The sequence below is a fragment of the Streptomyces sp. NPDC020917 genome (genome assembly GCF_044333795.1).
Classification (GTDB): domain Bacteria; phylum Actinomycetota; class Actinomycetes; order Streptomycetales; family Streptomycetaceae; genus Actinacidiphila.
The window spans coordinates 1-22091 of the sequence record NZ_JBIRRR010000005.1; the positions used below are offsets into that span (position 1 = coordinate 1).

The 22091-nt window shown below is 73.4% G+C and carries 20 protein-coding genes; 9 read left to right on the top strand and 11 right to left on the bottom strand.

Features of this window, described 5'->3' with window-relative positions:
- Nucleotides 1-146: 146 nt before the first annotated feature.
- Nucleotides 147-479: a DUF6191 domain-containing protein gene (locus ACH4TG_RS12330; protein WP_398242149.1), complete on the bottom strand. Its 333-nt coding sequence runs from the start codon at nucleotides 477-479 to the stop codon at nucleotides 147-149.
- A 183-nt stretch (nucleotides 480-662) separates the two neighbouring features.
- Here ACH4TG_RS12330 and ACH4TG_RS12335 point away from each other — a divergent pair, with 183 nt between their 5' ends.
- Nucleotides 663-3296 carry a glycoside hydrolase family 9 protein gene (locus ACH4TG_RS12335; protein WP_398242150.1) on the top strand — a complete coding sequence of 878 codons (2634 nt, stop codon included), beginning with the start codon at nucleotides 663-665 and terminating at the stop codon, nucleotides 3294-3296.
- Nucleotides 3297-3389: 93 nt separating this feature from the next.
- On the opposite strand, the gene ACH4TG_RS12340 is transcribed toward ACH4TG_RS12335, so the two are convergent.
- Together ACH4TG_RS12340 and ACH4TG_RS12345 are read right to left on the bottom strand one after the other, a co-directional pair.
- Nucleotides 3390-4217: an alpha/beta fold hydrolase gene (locus tag ACH4TG_RS12340; protein ID WP_398242151.1), complete on the bottom strand. Its 828-nt coding sequence runs from the start codon at nucleotides 4215-4217 to the stop codon at nucleotides 3390-3392.
- Between the two features lie 170 nt (nucleotides 4218-4387).
- Nucleotides 4388-4756, bottom strand: coding sequence for a hypothetical protein (locus tag ACH4TG_RS12345; RefSeq protein ID WP_398242152.1), 369 nt, complete (start codon nucleotides 4754-4756; stop codon nucleotides 4388-4390).
- 138 nt (nucleotides 4757-4894) lie between these two features.
- Between ACH4TG_RS12345 and ACH4TG_RS12350 the strand changes: the two genes are divergently transcribed.
- On the top strand, nucleotides 4895-5236 hold the full coding sequence (locus ACH4TG_RS12350) for a DUF5713 family protein (protein WP_398242153.1): 342 nt from the start codon (nucleotides 4895-4897) through the stop codon (nucleotides 5234-5236).
- A gap of 23 nt (nucleotides 5237-5259) precedes the next feature.
- On the opposite strand, the gene ACH4TG_RS12355 is transcribed toward ACH4TG_RS12350, so the two are convergent.
- Complete coding sequence (locus tag ACH4TG_RS12355; RefSeq protein ID WP_398242154.1) at nucleotides 5260-6270, bottom strand: hypothetical protein; 1011 nt, start codon at nucleotides 6268-6270, stop codon at nucleotides 5260-5262.
- Nucleotides 6267-6842, bottom strand: a complete 576-nt coding sequence (locus tag ACH4TG_RS12360) for a GNAT family N-acetyltransferase (protein WP_398242155.1) — start codon at nucleotides 6840-6842, stop codon at nucleotides 6267-6269. Before ACH4TG_RS12360 ends, ACH4TG_RS12355 begins: the two co-directional genes overlap by 4 nt.
- Nucleotides 6843-7072: 230 nt before the next feature.
- Between ACH4TG_RS12360 and ACH4TG_RS12365 the strand changes: the two genes are divergently transcribed.
- Nucleotides 7073-7615: a GNAT family N-acetyltransferase gene (locus ACH4TG_RS12365; RefSeq protein WP_398242156.1), complete on the top strand. Its 543-nt coding sequence runs from the start codon at nucleotides 7073-7075 to the stop codon at nucleotides 7613-7615.
- Here the strand turns inward: ACH4TG_RS12365 and ACH4TG_RS12370 are convergent.
- On the bottom strand, nucleotides 7599-8111 hold the full coding sequence (locus tag ACH4TG_RS12370) for a universal stress protein (RefSeq protein ID WP_398242157.1): 513 nt from the start codon (nucleotides 8109-8111) through the stop codon (nucleotides 7599-7601). The two genes, ACH4TG_RS12365 and ACH4TG_RS12370, sit on opposite strands and share 17 nt — an antisense overlap.
- A 334-nt stretch (nucleotides 8112-8445) precedes the next feature.
- On the opposite strand from ACH4TG_RS12370, the gene ACH4TG_RS12375 reads away from it, so the two are divergent.
- Together ACH4TG_RS12375 and ACH4TG_RS12380 are read left to right on the top strand one after the other, a co-directional pair.
- Nucleotides 8446-9585, top strand: coding sequence for a universal stress protein (locus ACH4TG_RS12375; protein WP_398242158.1), 1140 nt, complete (start codon nucleotides 8446-8448; stop codon nucleotides 9583-9585).
- Between the two features lie 112 nt (nucleotides 9586-9697).
- A complete protein-coding gene (locus ACH4TG_RS12380; RefSeq protein ID WP_398242159.1) occupies nucleotides 9698-10057 on the top strand; it encodes a DUF6204 family protein in 360 nt (119 codons plus the stop codon).
- Nucleotides 10058-10073: 16 nt separating this feature from the next.
- Here the strand turns inward: ACH4TG_RS12380 and ACH4TG_RS12385 are convergent, their stop codons facing one another.
- From ACH4TG_RS12385 to ACH4TG_RS12395, 3 genes are all read right to left on the bottom strand, one after another.
- Nucleotides 10074-10406 carry a DUF4253 domain-containing protein gene (locus ACH4TG_RS12385; RefSeq protein WP_398242160.1) on the bottom strand — a complete coding sequence of 111 codons (333 nt, stop codon included), beginning with the start codon at nucleotides 10404-10406 and terminating at the stop codon, nucleotides 10074-10076.
- Between the two features lie 92 nt (nucleotides 10407-10498).
- Nucleotides 10499-14041, bottom strand: coding sequence for an alpha-N-acetylglucosaminidase TIM-barrel domain-containing protein (locus ACH4TG_RS12390; protein WP_398242161.1), 3543 nt, complete (start codon nucleotides 14039-14041; stop codon nucleotides 10499-10501).
- A gap of 270 nt (nucleotides 14042-14311) precedes the next feature.
- Nucleotides 14312-16636 (bottom strand): glycosyl hydrolase family 18 protein, encoded by a 2325-nt coding sequence (locus ACH4TG_RS12395; protein WP_398242162.1) that lies wholly within the window; start codon nucleotides 16634-16636, stop codon nucleotides 14312-14314.
- Between the two features lie 338 nt (nucleotides 16637-16974).
- On the opposite strand from ACH4TG_RS12395, the gene ACH4TG_RS12400 reads away from it, so the two are divergent.
- Complete coding sequence (locus ACH4TG_RS12400; protein ID WP_398242163.1) at nucleotides 16975-17460, top strand: hypothetical protein; 486 nt, start codon at nucleotides 16975-16977, stop codon at nucleotides 17458-17460.
- 23 nt (nucleotides 17461-17483) lie between these two features.
- On the opposite strand, the gene ACH4TG_RS12405 is transcribed toward ACH4TG_RS12400, so the two are convergent.
- Complete coding sequence (locus ACH4TG_RS12405; RefSeq protein ID WP_398242164.1) at nucleotides 17484-18371, bottom strand: helix-turn-helix domain-containing protein; 888 nt, start codon at nucleotides 18369-18371, stop codon at nucleotides 17484-17486.
- Between the two features lie 75 nt (nucleotides 18372-18446).
- Between ACH4TG_RS12405 and ACH4TG_RS12410 the strand changes: the two genes are divergently transcribed.
- On the top strand, nucleotides 18447-19340 hold the full coding sequence (locus tag ACH4TG_RS12410; protein WP_398242165.1) for an alpha/beta fold hydrolase: 894 nt from the start codon (nucleotides 18447-18449) through the stop codon (nucleotides 19338-19340).
- 220 nt (nucleotides 19341-19560) lie between these two features.
- A complete protein-coding gene (locus ACH4TG_RS12415) occupies nucleotides 19561-20118 on the top strand; it encodes a hemerythrin domain-containing protein (protein WP_398242166.1) in 558 nt (185 codons plus the stop codon).
- A gap of 13 nt (nucleotides 20119-20131) precedes the next feature.
- Here ACH4TG_RS12415 and ACH4TG_RS12420 read toward each other — a convergent pair whose 3' ends face one another.
- Nucleotides 20132-21025 (bottom strand): helix-turn-helix transcriptional regulator, encoded by an 894-nt coding sequence (locus tag ACH4TG_RS12420; RefSeq protein WP_398242167.1) that lies wholly within the window; start codon nucleotides 21023-21025, stop codon nucleotides 20132-20134.
- Between the two features lie 135 nt (nucleotides 21026-21160).
- On the opposite strand from ACH4TG_RS12420, the gene ACH4TG_RS12425 reads away from it, so the two are divergent.
- Nucleotides 21161-22033 (top strand): oxidoreductase, encoded by an 873-nt coding sequence (locus ACH4TG_RS12425; protein WP_398242168.1) that lies wholly within the window; start codon nucleotides 21161-21163, stop codon nucleotides 22031-22033.
- The last annotated feature ends 58 nt before the right edge of the window (nucleotides 22034-22091 follow it).

Sequence of the window (22091 nt, forward strand, 5' to 3'; positions counted from 1 at the left end):
GAGCGGGCCGAGCACGATCGACCGGCAGACACCGGATCTAAGGGCCCGGAGGCGAGGGCGCGGCAATAAGGGCCAGGACGTCCACTCTGCGGACTACGGCAACCGATCACGTCCAGCCGATTCGCCCACCCCGCGCCCTCCACCCCTCACGCCCGCATCTCCCCGTCGCCCCGCGCCCTCCTCACCAGGGCGGTACCCGCGTCGAGGTCGATGGTGGTGCGGCGTGGGGGTGCGCCGTCCTCGTCGTCGTCGCGGAGGATCAGCGCGGACTCGCGTTCCTTCAGCTCGTTCTGCTTGCCCGGCGAGACGCTGGCGTGCAGTTGCTCGAAACCGGTCGCCGAGATCTGGCCCTGGCGCCCGCGGCCGCGCCACGGGAGGACCCCGGCCCGGCCCGCGCGCAGCATCAACTGGTCGAGGAAGGCGACGGCGGTCAGCAGGATGACCAGTCCGGGCAGCGTCATGAACACGAGAAAGGCCATGCTTCAGTATGCGGGGCTGCCCGGGCGTGGCCGTCCCCTGCGCGTGCCTTGACGGGGTTCCCACGCGGGAGCGAGCATGTGGGAGCGCTCCCATTCAGCACGTGCAATCTCCACGGCTCCTGCTCCGCCTCCGGCGGTCGCCGGCAGCCCATCCCCCCACTCCTCGTTCTCCCAGGAGGACGCGTGTCCGCAACTCCCCCCACGCCGCGCTCCCGTCTACGGCGGCTGGCCCCACTGGTCCGTCTGCTGCACCTCGGGCGCCCGCCGCGCCCGTCCGGCGACCTGCCCCGCACGCCGCTCCCGCGCAGAAGGCTCCACCGCACCGTCGTGGCGGCCGCCGTGGCCGCCCTGCTCCCGCTCGCCGGTCCCGCAGCGGCCGGCGCCGCGCACGCCGCGGTGGCCAGGCCGGCCGCGGCCGGCTCCTCGTACAACTACGCCGAGGCCCTGCAGGACTCGATGCTCTTCTACGAGTCGCAGCGGTCCGGCGCGCTTACGGCCGACAACCGCGTGGGCTGGCGCGGTGATGCGGACCTCGCCGACGGCCAGGACGTCGACGTCGACCTCACCGGCGGTTACCACGACGCCGGCGACGAGGTGAAGTTCGGCTTCCCGATGGCGTTCTCGATGACGATGCTCGGCTGGGGCGGCATCGACGAGGCGTCGGGCTACGCCGCATCCGGCCAGCAGTCGTACCTGCTGCGGAACCTGCGCTGGGGCGACGACTGGCTGCTCAAGGCCCACCCGTCGCCGAACGTGCTCTACGGCCAGGTCGGCGACGGCAGCAGCGACCACGCGTTCTGGGGGCCGGCCGAGGTGAACCCGGAGCCGCGGCCCGCGTACAAGATCGACGCCTCCTGCCCTGGGTCGGACCTCGCCGGGGAGGCGGCCGCGGCGCTGGCCTCCTCCAGCATGCTCTTCTCGTCCCAGGACCCGTCGTACGCGGCCACGTTGCTGACCAACGCCAAGCAGCTGTACACCTTCGCCGACACGTACCGCGGCACGTACGACAAGTGCATCACGGCCGCCCAGGGCTACTACAACTCCTGGAGCGGGTACTGGGACGAGCTGGTCTGGGGCGCGCTGTGGCTGTACCGGGCCACCGGGGACAGCACGTACCTGTCGAAGGCCGAGACGTACTACGCGCAACTGCCGAAGGCGCAGCAGACCACCACTCCCGAGTACAACTGGACGCTCGCGTGGGACGACAAGTCCTACGGCGACTACGTGCTGCTCGCCGAACTCACCGGCAAGCAGGTCTACATCGACGACGCGGAGCGCTGGCTGGACTGGTGGACGACCGGTGTGGGCGGTCAGAAGGTCGCCTACTCGCCGGGCGGCGAGGCGTTCCTGGACACCTGGGGATCGCTGCGGTATTCCGCCAACACCGCTTTCGCGGCACTTCAGTTCGGCTCGTGGCTGACCGCGCAGGGCAAGGACGCCGCGAGGGCGCAGACGTACCACGACTTCGGCGTGCGGCAGATCGACTACATCCTGGGCGACAACCCGCGGCACGAGAGCTACGAGATCGGGTTCACCAACTCCGGTACCAGCACGGCCTGGCCGCAGAACCCGCACAACCGCACGGCGCACGGTTCGTGGGACCAGTCGATGAACGACCCGGCCGCCACCCGGCACCTCGACTACGGCCTGCTGGTCGGCGGACCGGGTTCCGCCGACGACGGGTTCTCCGACGAGCGCTCCAACTACGTTGAGACCGAAGGGGCGTTGGACTACAACGCGGGCTTCTCCGGCGCGCTGGCCGCGCTGACGGACCAGTACGGGGGCACGCCGAGAGCGAACTTCCCGCCGAAGGAGACGCCCGACGCCCCCGAGGAGTACGTGCAGGCGGCGCTGAACACCTCGGGCGCGAACTTCTACGAGATCAAGGCGCAGGTGGTCAACACCTCGGGCTGGCCGGCCCGGCACCTGCTGCACGGCTCGTTCCGCTGGTACTTCACCCTGGATCCGGGCACCACCCCCTCCCAGGTCACCCTCACCTCGCCGTACAACCAGTGCTCGGCGCCGACCGGCCCGACCCCGTACGCGGGCAGCGTCTACTACGTGACGGTCAGCTGCGAGGGGCAGGACATCGCGCCCGCCGGGCAGTCCGCCTTCCATCGCGAGGTCCAGTTCCGGCTCACCTTCCCCGGCGCGCACAACCCGGCGGGTGACTGGTCCTACCAGGGCGTGCCGACGACGGCGGGCGCGACGCCGGTGACGGTCGATCACGTGGTGCTGTACGACGGTTCGACGCAGGTGTGGGGCAGCGCGCCGGCGGGTGACGGCGGAACGGCGGCCGGCGGCACGTCGTCGGGCACGACCGCTGGAACGTCGTCCGGCACCACGTCGGGCACCTCCTCAGGAACATCCTCGGGGACGACCTCGGGCACGTCCTCCGGGACCACGTCCGGCAGTTCGTCCGGGACAACGTCGGGTGCCACCACGGGCGCCTCGGGAGGTACGGCCGACGGCGGCACGGGCACTCCCCCGCCGGGTGCGGCCTGCCGGGTCACCTACACGCTGACCAACCAGTGGTCCGGTGGCTTCCAGGCCGACGTGGCGGTCGCCAACACCGGCGCGAACGCGCTGAACGGCTGGACGCTCACCTGGACGTTCGGCGGGGACCAGCACATCGCGAACGCGTGGAACGGTACCGTGACGCAGTCCGGCCAGCAGGTCACCGTGCACGACGCAGGATGGAACGCCGCGCTGCCGTCCGGCGGCAGCGTCGACATCGGCTTCACCGCGTCCTACAGCGCCGGCAACGCGCCCCCGCACGACTTCGCCCTCAACGGCACGTCCTGCACCACCGCCTGACGCCCACCCCGCGCGCCCGGCCGCCCCTTCCCACTCCCAGGGCGGCCGGGCGCGCGGGCTTCCGTCGCAGCCCACGCGGCGCCAGATGCGCCCTCAACTGCCTGCTGTGTCCGTTCCGTTCGTGTCGAGATCGCTCAGGAAGCGGGTGATCGCGGCGTGGAGGGCGGCAGGTTGTTCGAGGTGGAGGTCGTGGCCGGTGGCCGGGATGCTGAGGGCGGTGGTGGCGGGCCTGCGGGTGAGCATCCCGGCGACCTCCGCGGGGCGGATGATGCCGGACTGCGCGAGAACGAGAAGGGTGGGGCAGGCCACTTGGGTCCATTCGGGCCAGAAGGCCCGGCGGGTGTTCTCGGCGAGCGAGCGGACCATCACGTCGCGGTCGAACCGGGGCCGCCATCCGCCGTCGCGTTCTTCCAGGCCGGCGGCCCAGCCCTCGCCGACGGCGCCGCCACCGAGGAAGGCGGCGGCCGCCTCCTGGGTGCGGAACGGGACGGGCCAGCTGTCGAGCCACCGGCCGATGTCCTCTGCGACGCCGGGGTTGGGGCCGCCGGCACCGGCTTCGACGAGGACCAGCGCGCGCACCAGGCCGGGGTGCGCCGCGGCGGTCAGCATGGCCGTGTGCCCGCCGAGCGACTGGCCGACCAGGATCGGCCGCTCCAGGGCGAGTTGGTCGATGACGGCGGCGACGTCCGCGACATAGGCGGCGCGGGACACGTCGTGCGGGTGGCGTTCGCTGGCCCCGTGGCCACGCTGGTCGACCGCGACGACCCGGTGGCCGGGGCTCAACCGCCGGGCCAGCTCGTCCCATTCACCGCAGTGCCCGGCCAGCCCGTGCAGCAGCACGACGGGCGCGCCCGGCCCGCCCCAGTCCCGGCACGCGAGCCGCACTCCGTCGCACTCCACCGCGCGCTCGCTCCACGCCACGCCGCACCTCCCGAGTGATCGCCTCCGTCCGATCCCATCACGGGGACCGGCGCCCGCCGAGCACGGGGCCGGGGCGTTACGCGGACGGCGCGGCGCCCGCGCGCAGATCATTGTGGAAGTGCCCGCTGCCGTCCGGATCGCGGTGTAGGTCCGGTGCCTGACGCCTCGGCTCAGTCCTGCCAGTCCAGTTGAGGTTCGGGGATGCCGATGGAGCGCGCGTACGCCTCCGCCTGCCGGCGGCCTTCCGGCTGCTTGCGGGGGTAGCGGAAGACCTTGCCGGCGAAGACCACGAACGCCTCGGCGCCCGTGGTGTAGTTGACGTACCAGCCGCCCACCGGGGCGAGGTTGTCGGCCAGTCGGCCGGCGAGCCGCTCCGCGTCGGCCTCCTCTGCGGCGAAGTCCAGCAGCGTCCACTGCCGTGGCTGCCCGGCCGCGGCAGTGGACACCTCGATTCTGGCGATCCTGGTGACCGTCAGCGGGACTCCCGCCAACGTGGCCCCGACCCGCAGGCTTTCCGCGATCAGCACGCCTTCGAGCACCGTTCCTCCTCGCCGTGGACCCGGTGAGGGTAGCGGAAGGCACCGACAGCGGCAGCTGACGGCGGTGTCGGTGGCGGCGTGCATGATCGACGCCTCGGGCCACGGAAGGGCCCGGATCACCGAAGGGCGAGAGGCATCATGGCGATCACCAACCAGCAGGCGGCCCGGCGGGAGTTCCTGGCGGTGCTGTTCGAGGACGCGTACTACCCGGACGAGGTCGTCGCCAAGGGCCGGGCGATCCTGGTGCGGCTGTGCGAGCGCATCGAGGCCGAGCAGCCGCGGGATCTGGCGGCCCTGTACCTGCTCACCCACGCCGCCACGGAGGAGTTCAACCTGCTGGAGGCGGAGTTCGACGCGGTGGGCAGCGAGATCGAGACGGTGGCGCGGGAGGAGATAGGCGGGGACTTCTGGTTCGTCGCGACCGCCTACGGCTTCGCGGACGCCGACGCGGAGGAGCTGATCGCACCCCGGGAGTGGTGAACGGCCCACCCCGGCACGCCCCGTCAGAGGAGGAGCACGCCGAGCAGCGTCGGGTGGGCCGGACGGGCACGGCTCCACAGCTCGCGGTCCGTCGCGGTGCGCGCGGCCAGGACGACGCGCCGCAGGGCGGCCCGGTGCGCGGCTGCGCCCGCGGTGGCGGACCGGTCGGACCCGGACCACATCCCTCCGGTGACGGTGATCGTCACCCCGGAGCGCTGCAGTACGTACCCCACGGCGTCGTCCGTGCTGCCGCGGTACCACAGACCGGGCGCCTCCCGGACACACGGCGGGTTCTGCGTGCCGCTCGCGTCGCCCTCGGCCGTCAGCACCGGCCCGCAGGGATCGGCGTACCCGGGCCGCACGGCCTCGGCGGCCAGCCACGCGTCGGACGGGCCGACGGGAACGGTGAACATTGCCGTCAGCGTCGTCCCGTCCCAGACGTACCGCTCCTGCCGCATCCCCGGGAAGCGGACCACCTGGGCCACCGACCGGGACGGGACGCTCGTGGTCCGGACCCACTCCCGCGCGGCGACGTGCTCCTGCAACGCCCGTAGCGGGACGGCGAGTCCGAGCAGGACGGCGAACCCCGCGACGGCCGTCACCAGGGCCCTCCGGGAGCGGAGCAGGGCGGCCGCGGAGACCAGCAGCGCCGGGGCGGCATACAGCAGGCAGCTCAACACCCCCCAGCGGAAGGGAACGACCTCGGCCAGTGCGGCCATCGCTGCGGTGTCGGCGGCGAACACCGCAGCCAGCGCCGCCTTCGGACTCGCCGGCCAGGCACCGCGCGCCGCACGCAGGGCAACGGCGAGCACGGGTACGGCGACCAGCAGCCCCAAGGCCACCACCGCCACGGCCACCGTCTCGCGCGTCCCGTCCCCGGGTGCCGCCCCCGCCCACATCACCAGGCCGGCAACCGGCAGCGCCCCCGCCACCGTTCCGGCCAACCCCAGCACCGCGACCGCACGCCAGGCCGCCCGAGCCGGCGCGACGACGCCGGGCGCGAGGCGAAGGCCGCCCGCGGCGGTGCCGCTCATACCCCCGACTCCGCGGCGTCCTGCCCGGGTCGGGCTCCGCCGCCGGCCGGACCGCGCAGGGCGTCGGTGGCGTGGACCCGGACGGGCAGGCCGGCGTGGACGGACTCCTTCTCGAAGGGGAGGCCGATCTTGGCGGCGACGCGCTGTGACGGCGTGTTGCCGGGCCGGATGATCGCGACGAGGCGCCGCGCGCCGAGGACGTCACGGGCGAAGTCGCGGCAGGCGCCCGCCGCCTCGGTGGCGAGACCTCTGCTCTGGAGGTCCGTCCGCACGTGGTAGCCGACCTCCAACTCGCGGACGCCGTCGACCTCTTGCGGGGTCAGGCCGCAGTCACCGGCGAACTCGCCGGTGTCCCGGAGGGTGATCACCCACAGCCCGAAGCCTTCGTCCCGGTACAGGCGCCGGTTCCACGCGATCCACTCCACGGCCTCCTCCCGGGTCCTGGGACGCGGGTAGTGGCGCATCACGTCCGGGGCGCCGAGCAGCGCCGCCATGTCGTCGAGGTCGTCCTCGGTCATCTGCCGGAAGGCGAGCCGCGCGGTGGGCGGCGGGACGACGGGGTGGCGGGGCACGGATCCTCCTCGAAGTCTTCGGGCAGAGCCACGGAAGCCTAGCCCGCCCGGCCGCGCGGGCCCACCGAGTTCTGCCGAGGCCGGGTCGGCGCCGGCCACGCCGGGCCCGGGCACGTCGAGTGTCCTGCCCACGCCGGGCCCCGGCACGCCGCGCATGCCACACCCGGCGGCACCCGCCCCCACACGTGGGCTCCGCCGGCGCCCTCCCGCCCGTCGAGCACAATGCATCCATGCGCATCAGAGCCGTACGCCCGACCGAACTCCCCGCCCTCCAGGACATCGAGCGGGCGGCCGGGGAGTGCTTCCGGGACGTCGGCATGCCCGAGATCGCCGAGGACGAGCCGCTGCCGGTAACCGAGTTGGCCCGATACCGGAGCGCCGGCCTTGCCTGGGTCGTGGCGAACGGGACCGACGCCCCGGTGGCCTACCTGATCGCCGACCGGGTCGACGGCAACCTGCACGTCGAGCAGGTCTCGGTGCACCCGGACCACTCCCGTCGCGGCCTCGGCCGCTCCCTGCTGGACCACCTGGCCGCGCACGCAGCCGAGGAGGGCGCGCCCGCCCTGACGCTGACCACGTTCACCTGCGTCCCGTGGAACGCCCCCTACTACCTGCGCTGCGGTTTCACGTTCATGGACGACGAGCAGGTCGGCGACGGCCTGCGGGCCATCCGCGCGCAGGAGGCCGCCCACGGCCTGGACCGCTGGCCGCGCACGTGCATGCGGCGGGAGCTGGGACGGCTCCGGGCCGGGCCGGTCAGGCCGCGTGCCTGAGCGGCGGCTCGTCCAGCAGCCTGGAGGTGCGGCCCAGGTCGCGCATCAGCTCGGACGGGGGGACGGCGAGCACCGGGCAGCGCGCGTGCGCCAGGCAGTACCGGGCGACCCCGCCGTGGAAGAGGCGCGGCAGCCTGCGCTGCCGGCCGGTGCCGATCACCAGCAGGTCGTCGGGCCGGTCGGCGAGGCGGGTGAGGGCCCATCCGGTCTCCCCGCAGGCCGTGGCCAGGCAGACCCGCAGATCCGGCGGGCATCCGCCGAAGGCGTCGAGGAAGGCCCGCTCCAGGCGGCCGGCGGCGGCCTTCTCGCCGTCCCGCAGCAGCGGCGGCGGCCAGGGCGCCCTGCGGTAGCCGAGTTCGCAGGCCGGGGGCGTCCAGGCCAGCACGGCCAGGACCTCGGCCCCGCGCCGCCGCCCCTCGTCGACCCCCCGGTGCAGCGCGGTCAGGTTCCGCAGCGATCCGCTGACCCCGACGACGACTCTCCCGCCCTGTGCCACCGCTGTGCTCCCTCTTCCCGTCGCCGCCACGCCGCGCGCCGTCCCCCGGCGGCCGTCGGCGACCGCCCGGTCCAGGCAACACCTCCCGCGCCGGGCGGGCGGCCGTCCTGACGCGATCCGTACGGGACCGGGCGGCCGTCTTGACGGGGCTCTGACGCCTTGACGGAGCTCTGACGCCGCACCGCGCCGCGCACCGCGCGTGGACGGCCGGCCACGCTGCGCAGGCGGGTCGGGGCGGGCTCCCCGCCGCGGCTCCGGGTGGACGACCATGGATACAGGGCGTCCCGGATCCGGGCCGGGCCCGGCGCCGGGCCGCCGGAATGGGGTGAGCGCGGTGCGCGGCATTCTGCGGGTGTACCTCGGAGCGGCTCCCGGCGTGGGCAAGACCTACGACATGCTCGCGGAGGGCCACCGGCGGGTGGGGCGGGGCACCGACGTGGTGATCGCGTACATGGAGGACTACGGCAGGCCGCTGACCCGGCAGATCGCCGAGGGCCTGGAGATCGTGCCGCGCCGGCCGCTGGAGTACCGCGGCTGCGACTTCACGGAGATGGACCTGGACGCGGTGCTCGCCCGGCATCCGGAGGTCGCGCTGGTCGACGAGATGGCGCACACCAACATCCCCGGCTCGCGCAACGAGAAGCGCTGGCAGGACATCCACGAGCTGCTGGCCGCGGGCATCCACGTGATCACCACCGTCAACATCCAGCACCTGGAGTCCCTCAACGACGTGGTGGAGCACATCACCGGCGTCAAGCAGCGGGAGACGGTGCCCGACGACGTGGTCCGCGGGGCCGACCAGATCGAGCTGGTGGACATGTCGGCGGAGGCGCTGCGCCGCCGGATGGCGCACGGCAACATCTATCCGCAGGAGAAGATCGAGCAGGCGCTTGCCCACTACTTCCGGGCCGGGAACCTCTCCGCGCTGCGGGAGATCGCCCTGCTGTGGGCGGCCGACCGGGTGGAGGAGGCCCTGCTGCGCTACCGGCACGACCACGGCATCCAGCAGCCGTGGTCCACCCGGGAGCGGGTGCTGGTGGCCCTGTCGGGCGGGCCGGAGGGCGACACGCTCATCCGGCGTGCCAAGCGCACGGCGTCGCGCGGCGCCGGCGGCGAGTTCCTCGCCGTGCACGTCGATCCGGACGACGCGCTCGCGTCACGCTCCGGGCGGCTGCCGGAGACCCAGCGGGCGCTGGTGGAGGAGCTCGGGGGCACCTGCCACGTCATCGCGGGCGAGGACCCCGCCCGGACCATCCTGGACTTCGCCCGCGAGGTCAACGCCAGCCAGATCCTGATCGGCGCGACCCGCCGCAGCCGCCTGCACCGGCTGTTCAGCCGCGGGATCGGCGAGACGCTCATCGAGGGGTCGGGCGACGACATCGACGTCCTCGTCGTCACCCACGCCGAGGCCGCGCACGGCCGGCTGCTGCGCCGCCGCAGCGGGGGCGAGGAGCCCTCTGGGGAGCCCTGCTAGCCGCCTGGCCGCGGGGGCGACTTCGGGCGCGCACGGCGCGCGGGCCGTGCGCGGGCCGCGCTGGGCGGATATTCGATGGAGGGCGCCGGCCCCGCCGGTTAGGGTCGCCCGGGTGAGCACCCGAACCTTCCGCATCACCGTCCGCGGCGTCTTCGACGGCCTCAGTGCCGAGCAGCGCGCGGAACTGCTGTCCCATGCAGCGGAGCACGACATCCTGGGCGCCGCCTTCACCCCCGAGGGCCACCTGTCCTACGACATCGCGGCGCGTCCTGCCTTCACGTTCCGCTTCCAGGACTCGGGCGAGGAGGAGGCCGACATCCTGCCGGCCACGGAGCGCGCCGAGACCGCGGCGGCCGGCTGGCTCACCGAACGGGGCTACGGCTTCAAGAACCTCCGCTCCCAGGCCGAGGACCTCTCCCAGGCCCCCCTCGGCAAGCGCCGGCGCCGCGCCGCCTCCCAGCCCCCGGCCTGACCGGCCCACCCCGCCGTCAGTCCCACCAGACCGACCACAGCGGGCAGTCGACGAGCGAGGCTGCGTACTCGGGATACGGCACCGTGCCGTCATTGATGTTGTCCGCCCCCGTCAGCACGTGTTCCAGCGCCAGGTGGGTGGCTCGGGCGACGTCCCTCGGCGGGCGGGCGACCGACACGTGGACCCAGTCCCCGGCGCGCCGCTCCAGTCGACCGGGGATGCCAACGGCTTCGGCTGGTGGGCCGGTAGGACCGCCATTCCCGTTCCAGCCGTTCGGGCAGGTCCATGGCGTCGTCCGCCGCCAGGTCGCCCGGCCGATCGGGGGGGGTGCGGGGTCGGACATCCACATGTGCCCACGCTCGCTGCGGCCACTGACAGCGCAGCCTGCCCGCAGGCAGGGACCGGCCGCATCAGGCCGGCCCCCACCCGTCACACGGGCGGTCAGCCGCCCGCCGCGCCGGTCACCGTCACCTCCGCGAGGTGGAAGGAGGAGTTGGCCGAGTTGCTGAGGCCGATCACGCGGACGTAGCGGGCGCCGGCCGCGAGGCCGAACGTGTCGCCCGCGTCCGTGGCGACCGCCGTCGTGTTCTTGCCGCCCAGGGCGAACCAGTGGACGCCGTCGAGGCTGCCGGCGATCGTGTAGGTGTAGGCGCGCTTGCCGTCGACGTAGGTGCGGACGTTGACCGCGGACAGGTCGTGGGCCGCGCCGAGGTCGACCTGCCACCAGGTGTCACCGGAGTTCATGGTGCTGCCCCAGTACGCCTTGTTGGTGTGATCGCCGTCGACGGCCGCGGACGGCGGGCTGCCGGCCTCGGAGGACAGTGCGCTGGTGGGCCTGCCCACGCTCAGCACGGTGTCGCCGCCGGTGTCGCGCGCGGTGAACGGTGTGACGGACAGCCCGTCGAAGCGTGCGGCGCCCAGCTGGTGGGTGCTGGCGTCGACGGCGGTGAACAGCAGGCCGGCGTCCTCGGCGGCGACCGCGCCGGCCACCCGGGCGGAGCCGACCCGGGTCCAGTTCGTGCCGTCCTGGCTGCACCAGCCGGTGAAGGTGTCGCCGTCCCGGCTGATCCTCAGGTGGAGGGGTCCGCCCGCGGTGAACCCGCCGCTGGTGGTGTAGTGGTCGAGCTTCCCGTTGCCGTCGGCGTCCCACATGAAGTCGCAGCCGTGCTCGGGTGTGACGGCCAGGTTGGCGTAACCGGCGCTTCCGGGCGTGGACAGGTCGGCGCGCACGACGAGTCCAGCCCTGGACCACGGACCGCTCGCGTCCTGGTCGAGCACCTCGGTGGCGACGGCCTGGCCCGAGGACAGGGCCTGCGGGGTGTACACCGTGCCGTACTCGTCCGTCGAGGAGCCGATGTCGGCGCCGCCGCCCGCGAGGGCGAACACGCTGCCGTGCTGGGCGAATTCGACGGGCGCGGAGGAGGCGGTGCGGTACGGCGCGGACACCGGTCCGCTCACCATCGTGTCGGTGGTGGCGGTGACCGCGCCCTGGTGACCGCCGGAGTTCCAGTGGACGTCGGCGGTCAGATGGGCGAGGTCGGCGGGGGTGGCGCCGGCGGGAAGGGTGACGTCCCAGGCCGCGGTGGCGGTGCCGGCGGCGGGCACGGCCGCGGATGTCGCGCCGTCGGCGCGAACGGTGTAGCCGGCGGGGGCCGTCAGCCGGAACTGCGCCGGTCCGGTGGCGCGCAGGACGTTGTCGTTGGTGAACGTCGCGGTGACCTTCAGGGTCGCGCCGGGCTGCGCGGCCTTCGGATCGGCGGCCAGCGCCAGGTGGCCGGCCGGGTCGGCGGCGATCTGCTGCGCCACCGCGTAGGCGTCGCCGGTGGGCGTGGTCCGGAAGCGGTTGTCCTTGGTGACCCAGGTGGACGCGACGGCGCGCCAGTCGATGAGCTGTACGGGGTCGCCGGTCGCGAGGGCGGTGTGCAGGGAGGCGAAGAACATCCGCCAGCGGGGGCCGTAGTAGTCGCCGACGAGGCCGTTCCACTCGCGTCCCGCGTAGTCCTGGATGGGGTGTTCCTCGGACCAGATGGACACCAGGGTCCGCAGGTCGTACTCGAGTGCCGTGACCTCGGCGGGAGTTGCCGCGAGCGCGGCCGCCTCCTGCTGCCACACGCCGAACAGGGACGTGGCGTCGCCGGCCAGCAGCCGGTCCATCAGGTCGAGTTCGTTCATCCACTGGGCGCTGAGGGTGTCGAAGGACGCGAGGTCGCCGGCGTTGTACGCCTGGCGGATCTCGGGCAGCAGGGTCTTGGTGTCGTTGGACACCACCTGGCGGCCGACGTCCACGATGTCGTACCGGTAGGCGGTGCTGTTCCTCGACTGGGGTCCGACCTGGAGGAGTTCGCCGAGGGCCTGCTGGACGGCGCGGGGGTCGTACGGGAGGGTGCCGGCGGTGGCCAGCAGGCCGGGCTGGATGGAGAACAGGCTGCTGGTGTAGCGGGTGCCTGCGTTGCCGGGCCACGCGTAGGCGGTCCTGCCCAGGATCTGCCAGGCCGCCACGGCGTGCGGGTCGGCGGTCCCGTAGCGGGACGTGGCGTACGCGGCCATCCAGGTGTCGACGTCGACGGCGGCCGGCTCCCACGCCAGGTCGGCGAAGAACTCGACGGCGACGGGGTTGTTGTCGATGGCCTCGGGCATCATCGCGATGCCGTTCAGGGCGGTGCCGGGCTTGGCGAGCCAGTCATGGAACTTCTGGTTCCAGATGGTCATGCTCGCGCCCATGTTGGTGTTGCCGCCGAAGTCCCAGATGGAGCCGAAGGCGTAGGGCGTGCCGAGGTAGTCCTGGTCGCGGTCGACGGCGCCGGTGGTGTCCGAGTTGCCGTCGAGGACGAGCAGCCGGGACTTGTCGACGGCCTGCAGGGTCTCCTGGCGCGGGTTGCTCTCCCAGCCGAGGATCGCCCAGATCGCCCCGGGATGGGCCCGGTCGAGGGCGTTCTGCACCGCGCGGGAGGCGTCGCCGACGTCGACGTCGCCGGGCCTGCCGCCCTCGTGCAGCAGGTCCATCTTGTACATGGTGCTGTCGCCGAACAGCTGGCTCTGCACGGCGTAGAAGCGGTCCGCGATCCGGTCGAACAGCGGGGTCGTCGGGTTCAGCCAGTCGGGGCGCGCGAAGCCGTTCCAGGTGCCCTGGGGGACGGTGTCGGCGCCGGGGTTCTTGTCGGCGAACTGCGTGGGGACGGTGCCGTAGTAGCCGGGCAGCACCGGGGTGAGGCCGAGCTGCCGCAGGTAGTCGGCCATCTGCCGGCCGAGCACCGCGCGCCGGTCGATGAGCTGCTGGCTGATCGGGCTGCCCTGGCAGCACATGTTCTGCAGCAGCCACCAGGACTGGTGGCCGGGCTGCGGGATCCAGGCGCGCATCTCGTCCGCGGTGTAGCCGAACTGCAGAAACGTCTGCTGGTAGACGGCCTCCTGGCCCTCGTAGAGGAGGACCTCGTTGATGCCGTTCAGGGCCAGGACGTCGATCCGCCGCTGCCAGTGCGGCCAGTCCAGGTAGGCACCGGCGTAGCCCTCGTTGGTGTCGTTGAGGGCGAAGCGGTGGGTGACGTTCGCGGTGCGGGCGATCGGCGCGGTCGGCAGCGGCAGGCGCTGCGGGAGGTTCACCTGGTCGCCGTTGAGCGAGAGGTCGGCGTGCGCGACGGTGCGCAGGTAGGTGCCGAAGCCGGCGAGGATCGTGCCGGGGGTGGTGCCGCTGATGCGCAGCCGGCCGTTCACCGCCTCGATCTGGTAGCGGTCCTGGCCGGACCCCTTGTCGAGGCCCTGGAAGTCGATCTGCGCCGCGGGCTGGGCTCCGACCAGCCGGGTGATCGCGGCCTTGGCGGGGGCGGTGTCGACGGCGGCGGACGCCGCGGCGGCGGAGGGTGCGGCGAGGGCCGCGCCGGCGGCGAGCCCGCAGAGCACGGCGAGGGCGGTGAGGGTGGAAAGGAGTGCGCTGACGAGTGCCGGCCTGCCGCGGGTGGGGCGCGGTGGAGAGAGGTGTCTGGACACGTGTCTCCTTCATCTGGACGAAACCGTGAGCAATCGAATCGCCGGAGGGCGTGGACAGCCGGCCTCCGGCCCACGGTTCCTACCCTGCTGCGGCCGCCGAGTCGATCCCCCGCGCGGACTGGGCGCGAACTCGCCCGTGCTCGTGGCCCACTCGGACCAGGCCCCGGGGCCCGCTGCCGGGGCCTGCTGGCCGGCATCACGGGGCCGGGGCCGCCCGGGCGGGTACCCGGGCGGCCCCGGCGGCCGCGCTGCTCGTTCAGGGTGTCGCCGTCAGTTCTGCAGCCCGGTGGTGAGGGCGCTGAACAGCGATCCGCTGGGGGTGTCGCCCGACATCTCCCAGATCATGGCGCCCAGCAGGTGCTTGGACTTGATGTACTGGGCCTTCTTGCCGATGGACCAGGCGTCGTCGAAGGACCACCACTGCCCGCCCGCGCCGGTGTAGCCGTACGTGGCCACGGTCTGGTCGTTGTGGTAGACGGTCAGGCCCGGGACGCCGGTGATCAGGTTGTTGTAGCCGCGGGTGCCGGCCTCCTCCGCGAACTGGCCGGGTGCGGCGCCGTTCGCGCTCTGCCACTCGCCGTGCGCCCCGCCGTCGGCGACCTGCTGCCAGCCCCGGCCGTAGAAGGGCAGACCGATGGTGAGCTTGCGGGGGCTGACTCCGGCGTCGAGGTAGGTCTGCACCGCGTGGTCGATGCTGAAGTCGTTCGGGTAGGGCGAGTTGGGGTCGGGGTAGAGGTTGGCCTGGTCGCCGGTGCGGTTGGGTTCCCAGGAGTTGTCGCTGCCCGAGCCGTGGAAGTCGTAGCCCTGGATGTTCTCGATGTCCAGGTTCTTGGAGACCTGCGCCAGGTCCCAGCCGGCGGCGATCTTGTTCGGGTCGGCCGGGGTGAAGGCGGTGAGCAGCTTGTGGTCGCCGCCGAGCGCGTCGAGCTCCTTGCGGAACTCGGCGATCAGGGCGGTGAAGTTGGCCTTGTCGGAGGTGCTCCAGTGGTTGCCGGGGTGGCCGTCCGCGGAGCCGGGCCACTCCCAGTCCAGGTCGAAGCCGTCGAAGATGCCCGCGGCCACGCCCGGCCCGCCGGCGCCCTCGGTCTCCGGCAGGTTGCCCTTGATGTACATGTCGATGCAGGACTGCACGAACTTCTTGCGGGAGGCGTCGGTGGCGGCCACGTCGGAGAAGTACTTGGAGTAGGTCCAGCCGCCCAGCGACATCACGACCTTGAGGTTCGGGTACTTGGCCTTCAGCTCCTTGAGCTGGTTGAAGTTGCCGCGCAGCTTGCCCCAGCCGTCGTCGGCCTGGCCGTTGACGGACTGCGAGGCGGGGAAGGCGCGGCCGTAGTCGGCGTCGGCGTCTCCGGCGCCGTCACCCTGGTTGGGGTCCTCCGGGTCCTGCGTGGTGCCCTTGGTCACTCCGTTGAGGCAGGTCAGGTTGGCCGGGTCGATGTTGCCGAACGCGTAGTTGATCACGTCCAGCTTGGCGGCGGCGCCCGAGGTGTCGAGGTTCTTCACGAAGTACTGGCGGCCGTAGATGCCCCACTGCACGAAGTAACCGACCTTGGCGTAGCCGCCGTTGCCCACCGCTTCCAGGGTCGTGACGGTGACCGCGTTGCCGGCCGGGGAGGCGTTGTCGGCCAGGTCGCGGGCCTTGACGGTGAAGGTGTAGGCGGTGGCGGGCGCGAGGCCGACCAGGGTGGTGGTGCGGGTGTCGGCGGGCACCGTCGCGGCGAGCGTCGAGCCCTGGTAGACGTCGTAGGCGGCGACGCGGATGTTGTCGGTCGCCGCGTCCCAGGACAGCTGCACGGTGCTCGACGTGACGGTGCCGGCCCGCAGGTTGCCGGGCGCGGTCGGCGGCACCGTGTCGGTGGACGGGTCGAAGGTGGTCGCGGTGACCGGGGCACTGGCGGGGCCGGTGTTGCCCCGGGTGTCCTTGGCGCGCACGGCGAACTGGTACGACGTCGCCGGCGACAGGTTCTGGACGGTGGCCGTGGTCGTCGCGCTGGAGGCCACGACGGTGTCGCCCTGCAGCACGTCGTAGGACGCCACGGGGAAGTCGCCGGTGGCGGCGGCGGTCCACGACAGGCTCACCGTGTGCGCGGTGGCGTCGGCGACGGTGACGCCGCTCGGCGCCTTCGGCGGCACGGCGGGGCTGCCGTCGCACTTGTCGCCGTTGATCAGGCACCCGGTCGGCGCGGCCAGGGGGCCGCTCGCCTGGAAGGTGTAGCTGTACGGGTAGGTGGAGCCGTTCGCCGGCACGATCGCGTTGTAGTAGGCGGGCGTGACGACGACGTGGGAGCCGGTGACGGTGCTGGTGCCGTACATCTCGCTGGTGATCTTCACGCCGGCCGGGAGGTCGAACTCCAGGCTCCAGCCGTTCACGGCGGCCGAGGTGCCGTTCTTGACGACGTAGGTTCCGGACCAGGACGAGCCGCTGCCGCTGCTGCTGAACTCGGCGGTGAGCGCGCCGGCGGCGTGCGCGGCGGGGGCGTTGAGTCCGGCGAGTCCGGCCAGCGACAGGGCCAGGGTGGTGAGTCCGGCGGCCAGCCGGGCGCGCAGCCGCGCCGGCCGGCGGGGAGGTCTGGGCGTTCTGAGTCCTGTGAACACGGCTCTCCTTGGTGTGGGGGATGGCCCCAGGACGGCTTGGAACGGCCTGACTCCCGCTCCACGCCGAACTGTTGGGTTACCTGTCAACCAGGACAGCCGAGGTCCGCACCGACCGGCAATGGGTCGGACGAACAATTGGACTGTACCAATCGGGGCGCCGCGGACCACGTCACGCGTGTTGCCGCAGATGAAAAGGGACTAGACCAATTGCCGTAATTTTACCGGCTCTTGACTGTTCGTGGAATCCGGGAACTGCGGGGCGCCGGTCCACTACGCTGACGTGCGTGACCACGGGGGCGGAATCAGGGATAGGTGCCGGACCGGATGCCGGGACGGCGATGACAGCACGCGGCCGGCTGGCGCCGGTGGCCCACCGGGCGGGCTGGATCGCCGGCGGGCTCGCACTTCAACTCGCCGGGCTCGGCGGCCCGATCGCGTACGTGGTGACCCGCGCCAAGCACGAGAGCATCGGCGGCCTGCTCACCGTCGCCACGGTGCGCCTCGCCTGGCACGAGTCCGTCCACGAGCGGAAGGGCATCGCCCTCCTCGCCGCGGGCGCGATCGTCTTCGCGCTCGGCAGCGTCCTGCTGGCCCGCCCCTTCGTCAAACGCCGCCTGACCCTGCTGGTGGCCGTCCCGCTCGCGGCCGCCTGCGGCGCCCTGATCCTCGGCGTGGCCGCCCTCGTCGTGACCCTGGTGGTCCTGATCTCCGAGGCAGGCGGCGACGTCGGCAACCTCGGCAACATCCCCGGCGGCGGCAGCGGCGGTTCCTCGGAGAAGAACGCCCCGCCCGCTCCCCCCGGCCCCGCCGGCCCCGGAGCCTGACCCACCGATCAAGACGGGGCGGCTCAGCGACCGGGCCCGCCGATGGCTGCCCGCTGGGCTGGGTGCGCCGAGCCGGGCCACGCCAGCCCGTCGACGGTCAGGAACGGCTCGCCGGCCACCGCCGCGGGCGTCACCCCGGCGAACTCCATGACGTCCCGGTGCAGGTGCGGCTGGTCGAAGTAGCCGCTCTCCGCGGCGACCCGGGCCGGGCCCTCCCCCGCCACCAGGCGGTGCACGGCGTGGTCGAACCGGACCAGCCGCGCGGCGCTCTTGGGCGGCATGCCGACCTGCGCGCGGAACCGCGACCACAGCCGCTTGCGGCTCCACCCGACCTCGGACGCCAGGTCCTCGACCCGCACCAGGCCGCGCCCGGCGAGGATCCGGCGCCAGGCCCAGGCCACTTCGCGATCCACCCGCGGCGGCGCCCCCAGCCGGCGGGCGAGCACCGCCTCCGTCACGGCGAACCGCTCCTGCCAGGTCGGGGCCTCCTCCAGCCGCTCGCGGACGCCGGCCGCCTCGCGGCCCCACAGGTCGTCGAGGGACACCACCCCGCCGGCCAGTTCGTCCGGGCCCGCCCCCAGGACCGCGCCGGCGATCACCGGTGACAGGCGCACCTGCACGCACTCCACCTGCTCGCCCCACGCCCGGACCGCGCCTCCGGAGCCGAACCCCGACCCCGCCACGAGACTGCCGCACTGCCGCCGCCCGGAGCCGTCGTCCACGGCCGCCTCGCTCGGCCCGAACAGCAGGATCAGCATCACCGCCGGGTGCGGGACGACGCGCAGGCCGTCCACCAGGGAACGGGGCACGCCGAACGCGGCCATGTCGACGCCGGCCAGCCGGCAGGGACGCTGCGGACGCGCCACATCCCACGCCGCAGACCCGTCACCTTCACTAGCGGTGGGCCGCATCCCTCCATGCTACGCACCGCGGGACGCGGAACATTCGTCCAAGAACGCAGGGGCCGGCGCGGTGACACTGGACCCATGACACCACCGGACACCACCCCGCACCTTCCCCCGCACCCCCTCCCCGGTGACGGCGCCCACCGCCGCGGGCTGGCAGCCGAGGACGTGCTGCTGCACCTCGGCGCCGGCGACATCCACGTGCGCCTGGACGGACGGCGCGACGCGCCCGTTTTGCTGCTCATCCACGGCTCGGCGTCCTCGACCCTGTCGTGGCAGGCACTCGTCCCGCTGCTCACCGGCTGCCACCGTGTCATCGGCATCGACCTGCTCGGCCACGGGCGTTCGGCCGCACCAGCCGACGGGGACTACTCCGTGCCCGCGCAGGCGCGGACGGTCGCCGAGGCGATGGACCGGCTCGGCGTCCAGCGGGCGGTCGTCGTCGGCCACTCCAGCGGCGGCTACACCGCGGTCGCGCTTGCCGAGCAGCGGCCGGACCTCGTGACGGCACTGGCCCTGATCAACACCGGGCCCTCCCTGGACGCGTTCCTCGCCCCGGCGTCCGCGGTCATCGACCCGACGCGGTGGCCGCCGACCGACGAGCAGATCCGGCGGTTCGCCAGTTCCGCGTTCCACACGGGCTATGAGATGCCGCAGGAGTTCGTCGACGAGCTGCGCGGGATCGACCTGCACGCGGTGACCGTGGCCATGCGGGAGGGCGTCGCCTATCTGAGCCCGCGGACGCTGCCGGAGCGGCTGCCGGCCCTCGGCAAACCGCTGCAGGTCGTCTTCGGCGACCAGGACCAGCGGTGGCGGCCCTCGTCCGCGGCGGACTACCGCGCCGTCCCGGGCGCGCGCGTCGCCTGGCTCCGCGGGTCGGGTCACACGCCGATCCTGGAGGACCCGGTGGGCACCGCGGCGCTCCTCCTCGCGTTCGCCGAGGACGTCAACGCCGATCCCGAGACGGGCAGGTGAGACGGCGCTGCGGAGTGCGGCCCGCGGTGCCGGCACGGGCGTCGCGGCGAGCGATCGGCCTCCGCCGGTACCGACGCCAGCCCTGCGGGCCGGCGTTCCGCCTCCCGCGCCACCGCGGCTTTGCCTGCCGGCACAGGCCGTGATCTGCTGGCTCCAGCATCGCGTGCCGGTGGCGGACCGCGCCAGGCATGGAGGTGCGGAACCGAAGGGACCGCCGTCCATGGCATCCCGCAACGGCGACCGCGTGACCGCGCTGAGCCGGCAACTCTCCCAGGCGCACCGGGAACTGCGCCGCCGCATCGACGACCTCAGGACCGGACTCAGCCAGGACCGGCCCGCCGGCGACGCCCTCGTCACCCACTGCCTGGCGTTCTGCTCCGCGCTGGCCTCCCACCACGAGGGCGAGGACGTCGGCCTGTTCGCCCAACTGCTCCGCGAGCGGCCGGACATGGCGCCGACCGTGGCCAAGCTCGTGGAGGACCACGGCCTGATCTCCGCCCTCCTGGCGCGGGTGCGCCAGCTGGCGGCCGCTTCGGCCGCGTCACCCGTCCCGGCCGCCCTGGCGGAGATCCGGCGCGAACTGGACGGCCTGGTCGCCGTGATGGAGTCCCACTTCGCCTACGAGGAGCGGGCTCTCGGCCGGGCCCTGGACGGCCTCGCCCCCGAAGGCGGCTGGCCCGACGCGGTGTTCCGGTTCGGGACGGACTCCCGCTTCGGGACGGACCTGCGGTTCGGGACGGACTCCCCGTTCGGCGCGGCACCCGGCGGCGCCGACTGAGCACGCGTGAACGTCACGGCCCGGATGCCGGGCGGCGGCCACCGGCCCGCTCGGCGCGGTCCTCGGCTCCCTCGGTGTGGTCCTCGGGCGCCGCGGTGGACGCCTGCGCCACGAGGTCATCGAGCGAGCGGGCCGTCGCCGAGCCCGGTTCGGCGTGGTAGATCGCCAGGATCTGGCCGCCGGAGTCGGCGAGCGGCAGCTTCTCCCGGCGCAGTTCGAGCATGCCGGCCCGGGGATGGCGCAGCCGCATGGAACCGCCCGCCAGCGGGGCCACGTCGTGCCGGGCCCACATCCGCCGGAACGGTTCGCTGGCCAGCGACAGCTCCCCCACGAGCTGGACCGTCCGCGGGTCGTCGGCGTCACCGCCCACGGAGGCGTGGAACCCGGCGACCATGCCACGGGCCGCCTGCTCCCAGTCGGGGTGCAGGTCCCGCTCCACGGGGTCGAGGAAGAGCGCCCGCAGCCGGTTGACACCGGGCCGCAGGGACGGTGCCACGGCCGTGGCCAGGGCGTTCGCGGCCAGGACGTCGAAGCGCCGGCTCTCCACGAACGCGGGCAGGTTGATCACGTCGAGCAGCTGCCGGATCCCGCTCGGCACCACCTCGCGGCGCGGCCGCCGGGTCGAGGCGGGGCGTGCGGTCGACAGGCTCAGCAGGTGCCGGGTGGCGGCGTCGTCCAGCCGGAACACCCGCGCCAGCGCCTCCAGCACCTGCGGTGACGGGTTGCGGTCGCGGCCCTGCTCCAGGCGGAGGTAGTAGTCGGCGCTGATCCCGGCGAGGGTCGCGACCTCCTCGCGGCGCAGCCCCGGCGTCCGGCGCACGCCCATGACCTGCAGCCCAACGTCGGCCGGGTCGATCAGCTCGCGCCGCGCCCTCAGGTACTCGCCCAGCGCGTTCGGCCTGCTCATGTCCTCGAGCCTACGGTCCCGCCGGGCATCGTGCCTGGTCCCCTCACTCCCAGGATGAGCGGGGCCGAGGCTGTGCCCGGACCTGCTGGTTAGCGTGGCAGAGCTCCCGGAGACACCGGCGAGCGGAAGGGCATCATGACTGGCAGCGAGCTTCCCGGCGGCACCTACCGCATGGGCGACCTCACCCTCACCCGGTTCGGCTACGGCGCCATTCAGCTGGCCGGGCCGGGCGTCTTCGGCCCGCCCGCGGACCGCGGCGCGGCGGTCGACGTGCTGCGCGCGGCCGTCGACCTGGGTGTCCGGCACATCGACACGGCCGACTTCTACGGCCCGCACGTCACCAACGAGATCATCCGCGAGGCCCTGGCGCCGTACCCGGACGGGCTGCACATCGTGACCAAGGTCGGCGCCCGCCGCGACGACCGGGGCGGCTGGCCGCACGCCCGCACGCCGGCCGAACTGGTGCAGCAGGTCCACGACAACCTGCGGCGTCTCGGCCTGGAGGCGCTCGACGTGGTGAACCTGCGGGTCGGCGGTCTGGACTCGCCCGAACCCGGCTCCATCGCGGAGCAGTTCGGCGCGCTCGCCGAGCTGCGGGAGCAGGGGCTGATCCGGCACCTGGGCCTGAGCACGGTCGACGCGGACCAGCTCGCGGAGGCGCAGGCGATCGCGCCCGTGGTGTGCGTGCAGAACTTCTACAACATCGCCAACCGGCGGGACGACGCGCTGCTCGACAGCACCGCCCGGCAGGGCATCGCGTTCGTGCCGTACTGGCCGCTGGGCGGCATGTCGCCGTTGCAGTCGGAGGCGCTGCACAAGGTCGCGGCGCGGCTGGACAGCACGCCGATGTCCGTGGCGCTGGCGTGGCTGCTGAGGCGCTCGCCGAACGTGCTGCTGATTCCCGGCACCTCGTCCGCGGCGCATCTGCGCGAGAACGTCGCCGGCGCCGCGCTGGACCTGCCCGACGACGCGGTCGCCGAGCTGGAGGCCATCGGCAGCGGGGAGTAGCCCGCTCCCCCGCACACGAGAACCGATCACGCAGGCAATCTTCCAGTGATGTGCCGGG